This window comes from Streptomyces sp. NBC_00158 (assembly GCF_045160885.1).
Taxonomy (GTDB): Bacteria; Actinomycetota; Actinomycetes; order Streptomycetales; family Streptomycetaceae; genus Streptomyces.
Window position 1 is genome coordinate 6,910,777 of sequence record NZ_CP108161.1, and the last position, 14,483, is coordinate 6,925,259.

Annotated in this window: 10 protein-coding genes; 4 read left to right on the forward strand and 6 right to left on the reverse strand. The window is 75.7% G+C overall.

The features are described from left to right. Positions 1–2: 2 nt before the first annotated feature. Both OG553_RS31660 and OG553_RS31665 read right to left on the reverse strand, forming a co-directional pair. Entirely contained in the window at positions 3–1,190 is a 1,188-nt protein-coding gene (locus OG553_RS31660) for a cytochrome P450 (protein ID WP_405982268.1), read from the reverse strand. A gap of 135 nt (positions 1,191–1,325) precedes the next feature. Continuing rightward, a complete protein-coding gene (locus tag OG553_RS31665) occupies positions 1,326–1,670 on the reverse strand; it encodes a thioredoxin family protein (RefSeq protein WP_405982269.1) in 345 nt (114 codons plus the stop codon). A gap of 100 nt (positions 1,671–1,770) precedes the next feature. Between OG553_RS31665 and OG553_RS31670 the strand changes: the two genes are divergently transcribed. From OG553_RS31670 to OG553_RS31685, 4 genes are all read left to right on the forward strand, one after another. Continuing rightward, the gene (locus tag OG553_RS31670; protein WP_405982270.1) at positions 1,771–2,040 is read left to right on the forward strand and encodes a hypothetical protein; all 270 of its coding nucleotides are present in this window, start codon (positions 1,771–1,773) and stop codon (positions 2,038–2,040) included. 303 nt (positions 2,041–2,343) lie between these two features. Then, positions 2,344–2,703 carry a YciI family protein gene (locus OG553_RS31675; RefSeq protein ID WP_405982271.1) on the forward strand — a complete coding sequence of 120 codons (360 nt, stop codon included), beginning with the start codon at positions 2,344–2,346 and terminating at the stop codon, positions 2,701–2,703. Positions 2,704–2,779: 76 nt separating this feature from the next. Beyond that, positions 2,780–4,027 carry an RNA polymerase sigma factor gene (locus OG553_RS31680; RefSeq protein WP_405983196.1) on the forward strand — a complete coding sequence of 416 codons (1,248 nt, stop codon included), beginning with the start codon at positions 2,780–2,782 and terminating at the stop codon, positions 4,025–4,027. 29 nt (positions 4,028–4,056) lie between these two features. Beyond that, complete coding sequence (locus OG553_RS31685) at positions 4,057–5,781, forward strand: serine/threonine-protein kinase (protein WP_405982272.1); 1,725 nt, start codon at positions 4,057–4,059, stop codon at positions 5,779–5,781. Between the two features lie 12 nt (positions 5,782–5,793). Here the strand turns inward: OG553_RS31685 and OG553_RS31690 are convergent, their stop codons facing one another. From OG553_RS31690 to OG553_RS31705, 4 genes are all read right to left on the reverse strand, one after another. Then, positions 5,794–7,263 (reverse strand): condensation domain-containing protein, encoded by a 1,470-nt coding sequence (locus OG553_RS31690; RefSeq protein WP_405982273.1) that lies wholly within the window; start codon positions 7,261–7,263, stop codon positions 5,794–5,796. Between the two features lie 110 nt (positions 7,264–7,373). Further along, positions 7,374–8,369 carry an ABC transporter ATP-binding protein gene (locus tag OG553_RS31695; protein ID WP_405982274.1) on the reverse strand — a complete coding sequence of 332 codons (996 nt, stop codon included), beginning with the start codon at positions 8,367–8,369 and terminating at the stop codon, positions 7,374–7,376. Beyond that, a complete protein-coding gene (locus tag OG553_RS31700; protein ID WP_405982275.1) occupies positions 8,366–11,122 on the reverse strand; it encodes a hypothetical protein in 2,757 nt (918 codons plus the stop codon). Before OG553_RS31700 ends, OG553_RS31695 begins: the two co-directional genes overlap by 4 nt. Beyond that, entirely contained in the window at positions 11,119–14,355 is a 3,237-nt protein-coding gene (locus tag OG553_RS31705) for an FtsX-like permease family protein (RefSeq protein WP_405982276.1), read from the reverse strand. The genes OG553_RS31700 and OG553_RS31705 overlap by 4 nt, the downstream gene beginning before the upstream one ends. Positions 14,356–14,483: the final 128 nt, after the last annotated feature.

Consider the following 14,483-nt stretch of genomic DNA (forward strand, 5'->3'; position numbering starts at 1 on the left):
GCTCACCACGTCACGGGCAGTTCGAGCATGCCCTGGATGGTGTCGCCGGGCTTGAACGGGATCCGGTCCGGGTCGGCCGCCAGGCGCAGGCCCGGCAGCCGCTCGAACAGGGTCCCGAGGGCGATCTCCATCTCGGCGCGCGCCAGGTTCTGGCCCAGGCACTGGTGGATGCCGAAACCGAACGCCAGGTGGTGGCGGGTCGGCCGGTGCCAGTCGAGCGCGTCCGGCTCGGCGAAGACCGACCCGTCGCGGTTGATGACCGAGGTGGAGAAGACCACCCCGTCGTCAGGCCGGATGGTCACCCCGCCGACCTCGATCTCCCGGGTGGCCACCCGCAGCATCCCGTCCGCGATGGACAGGTACCGCATCAGCTCCTCCACCGCCTCCGGCATCAGGGCGGGATCGGACCGCAGCTCGGCCAGCTGCTCCGGGTGCCGCAGCAGGGTGAAGGTGCCCAGCGAGATCATGTTCGCCGTCGTCTCGTGCCCCGCGATCAGCAGGATCCCGGCCAGCGACACCAGTTCCTCGACGTCGGTCTCGCCCGCCTCCAGCCGGGTCGACACCAGCTCGTCCAGCAGCCCGTCACCCGGCTCGGCGCGCTTGCGCCGGATCAGGTCCTCCAGATAGGCGTCCAGCCGATCCCGCGCCTCCTCCACGTCGGCGACCGAGGGGCCGCGCAGCAGCCGCCGCGACTGCTCCTCGAAGAAGTCGTGGTCCTCGTACGGGACCCCGAGCAGGGCGCAGATCACCATGGACGGCACCGGCAGCGCGAAGTCGCCCACCAGCTCGGCCCCCGGCCCGCGGGCCTCCATCGCGTCGATCAGCCGGTCCACGGTCTCCTGGATCCGGGGGCGCAGGGCGGCCGTCCGCTTGACCGAGAAGCTCGGGATCAGCATCCGCCGCTGCGTGTTGTGCTCGGGGTCGTCCACCCCCAGCAGGGCCGTGCGCCGGTTCTGCAGCCCCTTGAACCGGGCGGTGGGGGCGGGGAAGGCCTCGTTGGTGCGGTCGGTCGACAGCCGCCCGTCGGAGAGCAGCGCCCGCGCCTCGGCGTGGCCGGTCACCACCCATACGGAGCGGCCGTCGAAGAGGGTGACCCGGGAGAGCGGCCGGCCCTCCCGGAGTGGCTGGTAGGCGGCCGGCGGGTGGTAGGGGCAGGTTCGGTCCTGCGGGAAGGCAACGGCATCGGACATGGAAAGCAACACCTCGCAAGCGATGGTTCCGTCTCGCCGGACTCCATTACATGCCTGAGGCACCTATCTCACCTATGCCACTTTCGGCCAGCCTGCCCGGGTTCACCCACCGGGCCGCACGGGGTCGTCCCCCGCCTACAGGTGCGCGTCCAGGAAGGCGCGCAGCTCGGCCCGCCCCAGCGGCCCCGCGTGCGTCGCCACGGCCTCGCCGGACCGCAGCAGCACCACCGTCGGGGCACCCGTCACCCCGTAGCGCCGCACCGGCCCGGGACAGCGGGTGATGTCGGCGCGCACCGCGGTGAACCGCGCGCCGTACCCGGGGTCCCGGGCCAGCTCCGCCACGAGCAGGTCCAGCTCCCGGCAGGCGTCGAGGGCCTTGGGCCAGGTGCCGGTGAAGTAGGCCAGGACCGGCCCCGGCGCCATCCCGGCGATGAAGTCGAATTCCTGGTCCTCCAGCGGCCGGTGTACCCGACTGGCCATGGGTGGTGCTCCTCGGTTCGCGTACGACGTGGCCGCCAGCCTATGCGGTGCCCGGTGGACCGCCGGGCCCGTTGTCAGTGCCGGCTGTGAAGCTGGGCGCATGGACGACAGGATGCCGCGCCGCCGTGTCTACGGCGCCGACCACGAAGACCCCGACCCGGGCCCGCGCCCCGGCCACGCGTACGGCGAGCTCGTGGGCGGCCCCCTCGACGGCCTCCTCCTGGACGTCACCGGATGGAGCACCGACCGGCTGGCCGAAGAGGCGCGCCTGCCGACCGAGATAGGACGCTACGGGGCGGGCGGCCGCGCCCACTACCGCCGCAGGACCTCGGACCCCGGCCGCTGGGACTGGGCGGGGGACAGCCGCTAGGGGGTGTCCTTCGGACCGGGCCGGATCAGCCGCCGTCGGCCGGCACGGTCCGAGGGACACGGCCCGGGCCGCCGCACTGGGGCGGACGGCCGGCGAGCCCCCGGACCGCCGACGTGTGACCGGGGGCTCTGCCCCTCTCTTCGGCCGAGGGGGCCGGACCGGATGCACCCGGGAGGTGCCCGGTGGCCGGCTCCTCGGAATCTCCGAAGAATTTTCCGCAGAGCTGTCGATCCGGGCGTCTCCCGTTCGACGCACAGGTGAGAGGCAGGGGAAAGGCCCCGCCCTCACGACCGAGGAGTCACCATGCCGCGCTTCCTGACGCTCATCCGCATCGACGAGCAGAACCTGACCCCCGAAACCCCCTTCCCGGCCGACTTCGAGGAGCGCATGGGCGCCCTGATGGAGGAGATCACCAAGGCGGGGGTGATGCTCGACACCGCCGGACTGCTCCCCACCTCCGAAGGCACCCGCGTCACCTGGTCGGGCGGGAAGACCAGCTTCACCGACGGCCCCTTCACCGAGACCAAGGAGGTCGTCGGCGGATACGCCTTCCTCCAGTGCAAGGACAAGGCCGAGGCGCTGGAATGGACCCGGCGGTTCCTGGAGACCCACCCGGCGGAGTGGACCGTCGGCGCCGAGGTCCGCCAGGTCCAGGAGATGTGACCCGGCCGCGGCCCGCGCCACCCGCCGCGTTTGCCCCGCCCCGTCACGGCTGCTCTGATGGGTGGCCGTGACGGCAGTGAGCGCGGCCCGGGCGGTCGAAGCGGTGTTCAGGATCGAGTCCCCGCGGATCATCGCCGGCGTCACCCGCATCGTGCGGGACGTCGGGATCGCCGAGGAGATCGCCCAGGACGCCCTCGTCGCCGCCCTGGAACAGTGGCCGCGGGACGGGATCCCCGACCGGCCCGGTGCCTGGCTCATGGCCACCGCCAAGCACCGGGCCGTCGACCTCGTCCGCCGCGAGGAGACCTACGCGCGCAAGCTCGCCGAGGTCGGCCGCACCCTGGAGGACGTACCGCCGCCGCCCGAACCCGCCGAACCCGACGACATCGACGACGACCTGCTGCGCCTGGTGTTCACCGCCTGCCACCCCGTGCTGGGCACCGACGCGCGCATCGCGCTCACCCTGCGCCTGGTGGCCGGGCTCACCACCCAGGAGATCGCCCGCGCCTTCCTCACCTCCGAACCCACCGTCGCCCAGCGCCTGGTCCGGGCCAAGCGGACCCTCGCCAAGGCCCGGGTGCCCTTCGAGGTCCCCCGCGGGGCCGACCGCGAACAGCGGCTGGCCTCCGTACTGGAGGTCATCTACCTCGTCTTCAACGAGGGCTACTCGGCCACCGCCGGCGACGACCTGCTGCGCCCCGCCCTCTGCGAGGACGGGCTGCGCCTGGCCCGCGTACTGGCCGCGCTGATGCCGGGCGAGCCCGAGGCCCACGGACTCGCCGCGCTGCTGGAGTTCCAGGCCTCCCGCACGGCCACCCGTACCGGCCCCGACGGCGAGCCCGTACTCCTCGCCGACCAGAACCGGGCCAGGTGGAACCGGCTGCTCATCCGGCGCGGGGTGGCCGCCCTGCACCGGGCCGGCAGCGGCCCCTACGCCCTCCAGGCCGCCATCGCCGGCTGCCACGCGGCCGCCGTGCGCTACGAGGACACCGACTGGCGGACCATCGCCGCCCTCTACGGCCGGCTCGCCGAGCTGCTGCCCTCCCCGGTGGTCGAGCTGAACCGGGCGGTGGCGGTCTCCATGGCCGACGGCCCCGCGGCGGCCCTGCCGCTCGTCGACGCCCTCGCCCGGGAGCCCGCCCTGGGCTCCTACCACCTGCTGCCGAGCGTACGCGGCGACCTGCTGGAGCGGCTCGGGCGCCGCCCCGAGGCCCGCGCCGAGTTCGAGAGGGCGGCCGCCCTCACCCGCAACACCCGCGAACGGGACCTGCTGCTGGCCCGCGCCGCCGCCCTCGGCAAGAAGGGGCCTGCCCAAGGTGATTGACGGCACGTCATACCGCTTAGGCTGACGCGGTGATCAACGGCAATGACGACATACTCACCCCGCTCGGCCCCCTCGACCCGCGGGAGACGGCCGGCTACCGGCTGCTGGCCCGGATCGGCGAGGGGGGCATGGGAACCGTGTACCTCTCGCACACGCGCGGCGGTCAGCCCGTGGCCTTCAAGGTGATCCGCCGCGAGTACGGACAGGACCCGGACTTCCGGCGCCGCTTCGACCAGGAGGTCCGCGCGGCCCGCCGGGTACAGGGCTACCACCTGGTGCCGGTCGTCGACCACGACACGACCGGGCCGCTCCCCTGGATCGCCTCGGAGTTCGTGCCCGGGCTCTCGCTCGCCGACGCGCTCACCGAGCACGGGCCGCTCCCCCCGGCCGCCGTCCACCAGCTGGTCGGCTGCACCGCCCGGGCCCTGGGCGCCATCCACGCGGCGGAGGTCGTCCACCGCGACCTCAAGCCCGCCAACATCCTGCTCGGCTCGACCGGTCCGTACGTCATCGACTTCGGCATCGCGCGGGCGGCCGACACCACCCAGCTGACCCGCAGCGGCGGCGTGGTCGGCACCCCGCAGTACATGTCGCCCGAACAGGCCCTGGGCGAGCCCGTCAACGCGGCCGCCGACGTGTTCTCACTCGGCCTGATCGCGGCCGTCGCGGCGACCGGGCGACACCCCTACGGCGAGGGCGGCGCCACCACCCTCGCCGTGCGGATCGCCAACACCGAGCGGGCGGCGCCCGATCTGAGCGGCTACCCGGAGCCACTGCGGAGCCTGCTGGAACGCACCCTGACCGCCGACCCGGCGCAGCGCATCACCACCGCCGAACTGACGGAGCTGTGCGAGCGGGCCGCGGGCCGGCCGCTGCGCGCGTTCGACGGCTGGCTGCCGGCACCGCTCATGGACCGGATCGCCCGCCGGGAGGCGGCCGCCGCACACCCCCCGGAGCCCGTTCGGATCCCGGGCGCCACCCCCACGGAACCCGACGCCGGCGCGTACCGGTCCGCGCAGCCCACGGTGACGGCCCCGCCGAGGCCCTCCACGCCGCCTCCCGGCCCCGCCCACCCGCCGCGGCCCACCGCACCGCCCCCGGCGCCGCCCGCACGGTCCGTCCGTCCCGCGCTGCTGGTCGGCGGGGGAGTCCTCGCCGTGGCCCTCACCGCGCTCGTGACCTGGGCGTTCGTACGCCCCGACGGCGGTACGGCCGCCACCGGCGGCTCCCCGTCGGGCGGCGGGCGGACGGGCGCAGCCGCCCCGGCCTCCCCTCAGGCAACGGCCACCGCCACGGCCACCGCCACGTCGAAGCAGCCCGCGTACACCCTCCTCTTCGAGGACAAGCCCTTCACCCTGCGCGGACCCGCCTCCAGCACGGGCACGCACGTCGACCTGGACGCACCGAAGCTGTTCCCCGGCGGCAAGATCGGCCAGGTCGCCGGCATGGAACTCACCTACCAGGCCTGGGGAGACGCGGACCTGCGCTTCCTCACACCCATGGGCAGGAGCAGCGGCACCACTCCCGAGGCGTGCAAGGCCGGGGTCGACACCGACACCTTGCCGGTCTCGCTCCCCGAGAAGGAGCTGAAGACGGGCGGGACGCTCGCCAAGGGCACGGTCCTGTGCACCGTCACCAGCGAACGCAACCTGGCGATGCTGCGGATCACCGACGTCCAGCCCCACTCGGGAGGCGGCCTCTCCCCGGGCATGCCCGACTACGTCACCACGCTGACCCTCTGGAAGATCACCTGACGAGGGCGGTCATCAGGACCTCCTGACGCGCGCCACCGCCGGCTCGGGCCGGCGGGGCGCCGTGAGCGCCACGGGCCTGCGGAACCCGCCGGTGCGCGCCACGCTCTGCACGGTCAGCCGCAGCGCCTCCTGGAAGTCGCCCATCGTGCGGCGCGCGGCCGGGGTGTCCACGTACAGCGAGTTCATGTGCAGCCCGTCCGAGTCCCGCTGGAACCACGAACAGGTCCCGTTCGCCCGCGCCGACCACACGTGCGTGGCGGGCCGCCACTCGTCGTGCCGGTCGGCGCCCCGGCAGCGGCGCATGTCGATGTACGAGAAGAAGTTCACCGGATACGGCCAGGAGCGGCCGGCGAACTCCTCGGGCGCCAGCAGCTGCCAGGCCCGCACGAACGGCACGTCGAGGTGGCGCATCATCTCCGTGAACCCCGCCCGGACCTCACCCATGACCTGGGCGAAGTCCTTGCCCGGCGAGGCGTCGAACTCGATCGGCAGGGTGTTGACGAACCAGCCCACCGAGTTGTTCCAGTCCTCGCGGCCGCGCTCGCTGACGGGCATGAACCCCCGGTACACCCCGGGCCCGCCCGCCTCCCGCAGACACACGCCCACCGAGCCGAGCACCCCCATGAACGGCTTCCCGCCGGCCTGCCCGCACACCTTCTCGAAGACCTCGGTCTCGGCGGCGTCCAGCAGCGTGGAGGCCTCGTTGACGATCGGGTACATCCGGTCCGGCTCCACGCCCAGGTCCAGCGGGAAACGGGGGAAGAACTCCCCGCCGCGCTCCCTGAACGACTTCCAGTAGCCGAGGCGTTCGTCGTCCGCCCCGATCGACAGGTAGCGGCGGCGCTGCGCGTCCGCGAAGTCCAGGTAGCTGGGCGCGGGAGGCAGCACGGGCTCCTCCCCGCGCCGCAGCGCCTCGTAGCAGGTCAGCACGTCGTGGACGACGACCGGCATCGACATGCCGTCGCAGACGATGTGGTCGAAGGCGAGGTACACCGTCGCGGAGTCCGGGCGCACCACGGCGCCCATCGTGAACAGCGGCCACGACAGGGTGTCGATGCTGCGGGTGAACCGCTCCGCGAGGAACTCGCGCTGCCGCTCCACGTCGTCGAACTCGGCGACGTGGCGGGCCTCCAGGGAGAGGACCCCGGGCGCGAGCGGCTCGCAGGACAGCTCCCCGGCCAGCCGGCGGAACTCGCAGCGCAGCACCTCGTGCCGGCGTACGAACTCCAGCAGCGCCGCGGCCAGGGCGCCTTCGTCGAGGACCCCGTCGATCTCGAAGGTGACGGCCACGTAGGACGCCATGGGGTCGTCGTCCGCGCGGCTCTCCTCGGCGACGGTGAAGTGCTTGTCCTGGTTGAAGGACGCCTTCTTGCCCTCCTCGTCACCCCGGTCCGGTGCCTGCGGGCCGGTGGCGGCCCGCAACCGCCACTCGACCAGGCGCCCCGGCTCCATGTGGTGCATCTGCAGAGGAAACTGCCGCATTACGTCATCCCTTCGCCCCCCGGTTCAGCCCCGAGCCCCTAACGACACCCGGGCCGCGGAAGTGACGCCCGAACCCCCGGCGCCGGTCGGGACGGTGAACGCGGCCGGGGCTAGGAGGCCTCCCCGGGCGTGGCGTCGGTGGCGTCGGCGGTGTCGTCGGCGTCGTCGCGGCGGACCTCGATGCGGTCCGGGGCCAGGTCGACCGCGACGCGGTGCTCCATGCCCAGCGCCTCCAGGAACTTCTGCGGCAACTGCACCCGGCCGGTGCGGTCCAGCATCACGTACTCGCGCTCGCTGACCGACTCCGTGCCGTGCTCGTCGGTCACCGTGCGGCGCAGCACCTCGCTGCTGGTGCGGCCGTCGCGGATCGCCACCGTACGGCGGACCTCGCCCGCCACCATCGGGTCGTGGGTCACGATGACCACGGTGGCGCCCAGCTCCCGGTTCACGGTGCGGAAGGCCTCGAAGACGGCCGCAGCGGTCTCGGAGTCCAGCTCGCCGGTCGGTTCGTCGGCGAGCAGCACCGCCGGATCGTTGGCCATGGCCACGGCGATGGCCACCCGCTGCTGCTGCCCGCCGGACAGCTCGGCGGGGCGGCGGCCGCCGAGGTCGCCGATCTCCAGCGCCTCCAGCAGCTCCGCGACCCGGGCCGAGCGACGGGCCCGGGCGCCGCGTCCGCCGCCCTTCAACTGCATCGGCAGTGCGACGTTCTGAGTGGCCGTCAGGAACGGCAGCAGGTTGCGCGCGGTCTGCTGCCAGACGAAGCCGACCGTCTCGCGCCGGTACCGCAGCCGGTCCCGCGACGACATCTCCAGCAGGTCGTAGCCGCCGACGGTGGCCGTGCCGGCCGTGGGCACGTCCAGCCCCGCGAGGATGTTCAGCAGGGTGGACTTGCCGCTGCCGGAGGCCCCGACCAGCGCCACCAGGTCGCCCTGCGCCACCGTCAGCTCCAGCCCCTGCAGGGCCTGCACCTCGACGCCGTCGCTGGTGAAGATGCGCACCAGGCGGTCGCAGACGATCGCCGTGCCGGCGGCGTGCCGGCGCGGTGCGGCGGCCTCCAGGGCCTGGCGCCGCAGTTCCTCGTACGTGGGCGCTTCGGTGTTCAACGTCGGTCTCCCGCTCTCAACTCGGTGGTGATCTGACGCCGGCCGTTCACCGCCGCCTCCGCGAGCACGGCCGCGGCCACCAGCCCGGCCAGGCCCAGGGCCTGCCCGAGCACCTGCCGCAGGCCCAGCCCCAGCCCGGCCGGGACGGTGGTGCCGACCAGCGTCGACAGGTCGACCGAAGGGCCCAGCAGGGCGATCGCGGCGACCGCCGTCAGGGCGCCGCCCACCGGAGCCGCCACCACCTGCGGCAGCGACTCCGTGAGGATCAGCACCACGCCCTGCCGGGGCCGCAGGCCCATGGTCCGCAGCCTGGCCAGCAGCGCGGCCCGCTCCGGGGCCGCCCGGACCAGGGTCAGCAGCACCGACAGCAGCGCGAAGCCGGCCGCCGCGGCCAGCGAGGTCCAGAACAGCCGCCCGGCCGCGTGCTGGAGGGGGTCGCCGGCGAGCTTCGCGGAGACTCCGGCACTGGTGTGCACGAAGGTCCGCTCGGCGACGGAGGCCGACGCGTGGGCGCGGACCAGCCCCCGCAGCCGGTCCTCGTCGACCGGGCCCAGGGCGAACCAGTGGTTGGGGTGCGCCGCCTGGGGCACCCGGGCGGTGACGGCCCAGGCCGGCACCACCACGACCGCCGCCTCCACGGACGGTTCGGCCGGGGTCCCCTCGACCAGGCCGACCGGCCGCGCCCGCAGCTCGACGCCGCCGACGACGCGCAGCCGGAACTCGCCCCCGGCGTCCTTCCCGGAGAGGTTCTTGCTGATCAGCACCGGTACGGCGGCGTCGGCGGCGCCCCGGGCGAGCAGGGCCGGATCGAACCGGCCCCGGTCGGCGGCCCCGGACAGCTCGGCGTAGGCGGCCGGATCGGCGGCCACCGCCCGGACGTGGGTGCCGGTCGGGTCGTCCGCCGTCAGGAGGGCGTCCCGGTCGGTCCACACCCCCAGGGAGCGGCGTACGCCCGGCAGTTCGCCCGCCGCCCGCAGGAACTCCGGCGACAGCGCCTCCCCGAGCGGGGTCGACACGTGGGCGTCGCCCCCGACCTCGCCCCGCGCCGCCTGCAGCCGGGCCCCGTCCACGGAGGCCAGTACGGCCGAACCGAACCCGCCCGTGGTCACCGCCAGCAGCAGTGCGATCAGGGGCAGTACGGAGGGACGCGCGCCCCCCGCGTTCCCCCGGGCGGCGCGCGCCAGCCCGAGGAAGCCGGTGAGGCCGCGCCCGCGTCCCGCCGCGCGGGCCGCCAGCCGGGCCAGCGGGGGCTGGATCCGGGCCAGCAGCAGCCCCCCGGACAGCGCGATCAGCAGCGGGGCCGCGACCAGCAGCGGGTCCAGCCCGGTGCCCGCCGGGGCCACACCGCGCCGGCGGACCTCGGCGACGGCGGCCGCGGTGGCGGCGAGGACCAGCAGCTCCGCCACCAGCCTGCGCCGGGGCCGGGCCGCGCGCCGGCCGGACAGCAGCACGAAGGCCCGTACCGGGAAGGCCAGCAGGGCCACGAGGGCGACGGCACCGCCCGCGAGCAGGGACGGCGCCGGCCGGGGGGCCGGCAGCAGCAGGACGCCCAGGGCGGCCGCGAGCACGGCGGCGGGCAGTACGGTGACGGCCCCCTCGCCCAGCACCCGGCGCAGGATGCCCGCGCGGGAGCCGCCCCGGGCCAGCAGCAGCGCCAGCTCGGGCTCCCGTCGGTCACCGGTGAGCCCGGCCGCCAGGCAGAACACCACGAGGGCGACGCCCGCCACCCCGGCGGGCCCGATGGCGGCGAGCGGCGCGGCGGCCTGCCGGCGGGCCTCGGCGGTGGCGAACAGCTTCGGCAGCTCGGAGGTGATCCGGATGTCGGCGCGACCGGTCTCGGTGAGCAGCCGGTTGGCCGTCGGGCCGGCCACGTACGAGGAGATCTGCTCGGTGACCCCGGGCAGCCGGTCGGTGCGCAGGGCGCCGATGTCCACCGGCAGCCGCCAGAAGTCCGTGGCGCGCGTCCCCCAGCCCGCCAGCCGCTCGATCCCCTCGGGGCCGACCAGGGCGGCCGCGTCCCACCAGGACTTCTCGTGCTTCGAGTCCCACTTGAGGCAGGCCTGCAGGAGGCAGCTGGTGGAGCTGTCGCTCCAGTAGGCGTCGGCGGGGTCGAACGGGGCGAACAGGCCGACGACCTCGATGTCCATCGGCTCGGCCAGGTCCGAGGCCCCCTTCAGGACCGAGCCCACCTTGGCGCCGATGGTGTCGGCGGTGTCCTTGGCCAGGACGACCGGGACGGTTCCCCCGCCGGCGCCGCCGGACGGCCAGCGGCCCTCGACCAGCCGGCTGTGGGAGGCGACCTGGGGCAGGTGCAGCAGCCCCAGATTGGGTGCGATGTCCGACGGGCGGACGAGCCCGGGCCCGTGCAGGGGGCGCTGGTTCTTCGCCCGGACGCCGTACACGGGACCGGAGTCGGCCAGCCGGTAGCCCGGTCCGACGGCGGCCCGAAGGGCGGCCAGCGCATGATCCAGGGAGCCAGGGAGGTCCCTGCCCGGCGCACCCCTCCCGGTCTCGGCGGTCGCGACCAGGCTGGTCGGGGCCGGGCCCTGCTCGGCCAGGTAGGCGCGCAGCGCCCGGTCGGCGTCCCGGTCGAGGACGCGCGGCAGCGCGGTGGCCAGCAGGACGGAGACGAAGACCAGCACGGCCGACAGGAGCGTGGCCAGGGGAGCGGCGCGCAGGCGCGTCCGCACCCAGCCGGCCCCGCCGCGGCCCCTGGGCGCGGTGGTACGGGGGTCGGTGGTCGGGCCGGTCATATCTCCTCCACGTGGCGCAGACGGGCGGCGGCGCCCCGGGACGTGCGGTCGCCGCGGCCGCCGAGCACCGCCGCCAGCAGCGGTACGGCGGCGATGGCGGCGGCCAGCAGCAGGGTCCGTACGCCCGGCAGGTCCACGAGGACCTCCGGCACCGGGCGCTGCGCGGCCGGGGTGAGGACCATCAGCGGCACCGTCAGGTGCACGATGGCCGCGCCCACCGCGAGGCCGACCGCGGTGCCGAGCGCGACCAGGACCAGGCCCTCGGCGGCCGCGGCCCGGGCCAGGCCCCGCCGGGGCGCTCCGAGCGCCCGCAGGATCGCGGACTCCCGGGCCCGCTGGCGCGCGGCCGCCGCGGAGGACGCGGCGAAGCCGATGGCGGCCAGGACCGCGCTGGACAGGGCGAGGGCGGCCAGCGCGATGCGGGGGCCGGCGCTCAGCGGGTCGTCCAGCAGCCCGGCGGCCACCTCCTCGCGCAGCAGCATCCGGTGGGACCCGGCGCCCGCGCGCAGTTCGGCGGCGGCCCGGGCGGGCGCGGGGTCCGCGGCGGAGGCCGCGGGCAGCCACCACTCGTCGGCGGGCGGCAGGGGCTGCCCGTCCATGCCCGCGAGCAGCCGCCCCGTGGTGGCGAGGTCCACGGCCACCGCGCGTTCGCCGGACGCGGGCAGCGCCGCGACGGCGGCGGTGATCCGCACCGGCACGGTGGCGGAGCCGAGCGGCACCGGGACCCGGTCGCCGACCTCGGCGCCGACGGCGGTCAGATAGGCGCGGGTGGCGATGCCCGGGACCTCGGCGGCGGCCGGGGCGGTGGTGAGGCCGAGGGCGTAACTCCCCACCGGGGCGCCCGCGTACCGCAGCCGCATCAGCGCCCCGTCGGCCGGCAGCAGCCGGGCGGCCGGGACGTTGCCGTCGAGGACGGGGGCCACCAGGTTCCAGGCGGGCCCGTCGGTCTGCACGGGGACGGCCGGGCCGTCCGGCGTCTGCGCGGCCGACACCTTGCGCAGCGCCACCTCCGCGTCGACCGCGGGCTTCCCTTCCTGCCGGTACCAGCCGGTGTCGGACCCGTACGACAGGGCGAGCCCGGTGACGGACAGGGGTTCGGCGGCCGCTCCGAGCGGGGCCCCGGCGAGCTTCGCGAGGTCCACGGAGAAGGTGTGCTCGCCGTTCTCCGGCAGCGTCTCGACCGGCGCCCGGTAGGTCAGCCCGAAGCGGTCGCGCAGCAGTACGCCCAGCCGGGCGCTGCCGCTCGCGCCGAAGGCCCGTACCGACACGTCGAGGTCGATCCGCTGCGGCCGGCCCGGCAGCACGATGCCCGCGCTGCCGGGGGCGTCGACGGCGAGCGGGGCGAACAGCTCCGCCATGGGCCGCCCGTCGCGCAGGTCGGCCCGCAGCGGCACCCGCCGGGCGACGGCGGCGGCGTCCAGCGCGACCAGCTCCCCGCCGGCCCCGGCCGGCAGCCCGTGGGACGCGCGCACCACCGGGATCACCCGGTCGCCGCCCGGCAGGGACGCGTACCGCCCGGCCCGGCCCGCGGCGGCGACCTGGCTGCCGGTGACGCGCAGGCCCCCGGCGGTGGCGAACTCCGCCTGGTCGCGCTGCGAGGCGGACCAGGCGGAGTGGTGGCCGAGGGCGAGGACCCCGCTGGCCACCGACAGCACCAGCAGCAGGACCGGGCCGGTGGCCCGCCCCGGGCGCCGGGCGAGCTGCCAGCCCACCAGCGCCGGGCCGAGGCCGCGGCCCCGGGCGGCGATCCGGCCCCCGAGCCGCGCAGCGAACGGCAGCAGCCGCAGGACGAGCAGGGTGCCCGCGCACAGCGCAAGGGTGGGCGCGGCCACCAGCACCGGGTCGACGCCGAGTTCGTCCCCGGTGCCGGGTCCGGCGCCGCTGTAGCGGTCCAGCTGGCGGTAGGCGAGGACGGCCAGCGCCACCACCGCGAGGTCCAGTCCGGAACGCGCCGCCCCCGACACCACGGCCGCCCGGCGCCCGGCCCGCCGCAGTACGGAGGCCGCGGCCCCGCGCAGCACGGAGGGCAGGGAGACCAGCAGGACGCAGGCGAGGGCGCAGCCCGCCGCGGCCGGCCACAGCAGCCACGCCCCGCCGGTCTCGACCGGGGCCTCGGCGAGCGGACCGTAGCGGCCCGCCAGGCGCAGCAGCGGGGGCGTGAGCAGTGGGGCCAGGACCGCCGAGGGCAGGGCGAGCAGCAGGGCCTCGGCCGCCGACAGTGCCCCGAGCCGGCGGCGGGAGGCGCCGCGCGAGGTGAGCAGGACCCGCTCGGGCTCCTGGCGCTCCGTCAGCAGGTGGGCGACCAGCAGCAGGGCGGCCCCGGCCAGGACGGCCAGCTGGAGAGCGCCCACCAGCAGGGTGGAGCGGGCCACCCGCTGTCCCGTCGTCAGCGCCGCGGCGTGGTCCTTGAGTCCGGTGGTGACCGTGAGCCCGGCGGGGCCCTTGGTGTCGCTCTCCGGTGCCAGGGGGCGCAGCCGGTCCAGGTCGGCGGCGCGGGCGGCGCGGAAGTCGGGGGTCAGCAGCGTGGCGCGGCTGTTCTGGACCAGGGCGCCGCCGGTGAAGGCCGAGTCGTGGACGAGCAGGGGCCCGTAGCTGGTGAAGGAGCCGACCTGTACCTCGCGGCCGCCGAGCGGATCGAGGCGCCAGTACGGCGAGTCCGGCTCGGCCGCCCGGTAGGCGCCGGTGACGAGCACCTCCAGCGGGGCCCCGCCGTAACGGTCCTCCAGCCGCACCTCGGCCGGCAGTCCCTGCGGGCTCAGCCCGAGCCGGTTCAGCACGGCTTCGGGCGCGGCCACCGGGACCCGCCCGGGGCGGTCCCCGACGGCCTCGGGCCACCGGCCCGCGAGGAGTCGTACGCGGCCGGGGTCGAGGGCGGCGAGCAGGGTGAGGTCCGGTTCCCGGCCGGGGGTGCGGGGGCCCGGCAGACCGTACGAGCGGCTGCGGGCCACGTTCTCGACGCCGACGGGCACGCTCCCGAACAGGTCCGCCGCGTAGCCCCGTACGGCCGCGTCGTCGGCGGCCCGGGCGGTCAGGGCGTGCTCGCCGGTGAGGACGACGGCGGTGCTCGCCCGGCCGGCGGGGCCGGTCAGCGCCTGGCGCAGGCCGGCTTCCCCGACGCCCCGGGTGAAGGCGAGCAGGGCGGTCAGCGTGGTCGTGGTGATGAGCGCGGTGAGCAACACGGCGGCGGCGAGCGGCAGTCGCCCGCGCAGCCGGCGCACGACGAAGCCGATCATGTGCCTGTTCCTTCCCCCGAACCGGACCTGGGGCACCGGATAGCGGACGATGTTGTCAGATCCGGTCCGGGAGAGGAAGGGACTTGCGTGATTGATGTGACAGATGAGCAAATTCGGTCGCGAAGGTA

What these genes read in the sequence shown, in the direction of transcription:
- OG553_RS31660 (WP_405982268.1), bottom strand. Translation starts at nt 1,190, where the DNA reads ATGTCCGATGCCGTTGCCTTCCCGCAGGACCGAACCTGCCCCTACCAC.
- OG553_RS31665 (WP_405982269.1), bottom strand. Translation starts at nt 1,670, where the DNA reads ATGGCCAGTCGGGTACACCGGCCGCTGGAGGACCAGGAATTCGACTTC.
- OG553_RS31670 (WP_405982270.1), top strand. Translation starts at nt 1,771, where the DNA reads ATGGACGACAGGATGCCGCGCCGCCGTGTCTACGGCGCCGACCACGAA.
- OG553_RS31675 (WP_405982271.1), top strand. Translation starts at nt 2,344, where the DNA reads ATGCCGCGCTTCCTGACGCTCATCCGCATCGACGAGCAGAACCTGACC.
- OG553_RS31690 (WP_405982273.1), bottom strand. Translation starts at nt 7,263, where the DNA reads ATGCGGCAGTTTCCTCTGCAGATGCACCACATGGAGCCGGGGCGCCTG.
- OG553_RS31700 (WP_405982275.1), bottom strand. Translation starts at nt 11,122, where the DNA reads ATGACCGGCCCGACCACCGACCCCCGTACCACCGCGCCCAGGGGCCGC.
- OG553_RS31705 (WP_405982276.1), bottom strand. Translation starts at nt 14,355, where the DNA reads ATGATCGGCTTCGTCGTGCGCCGGCTGCGCGGGCGACTGCCGCTCGCC.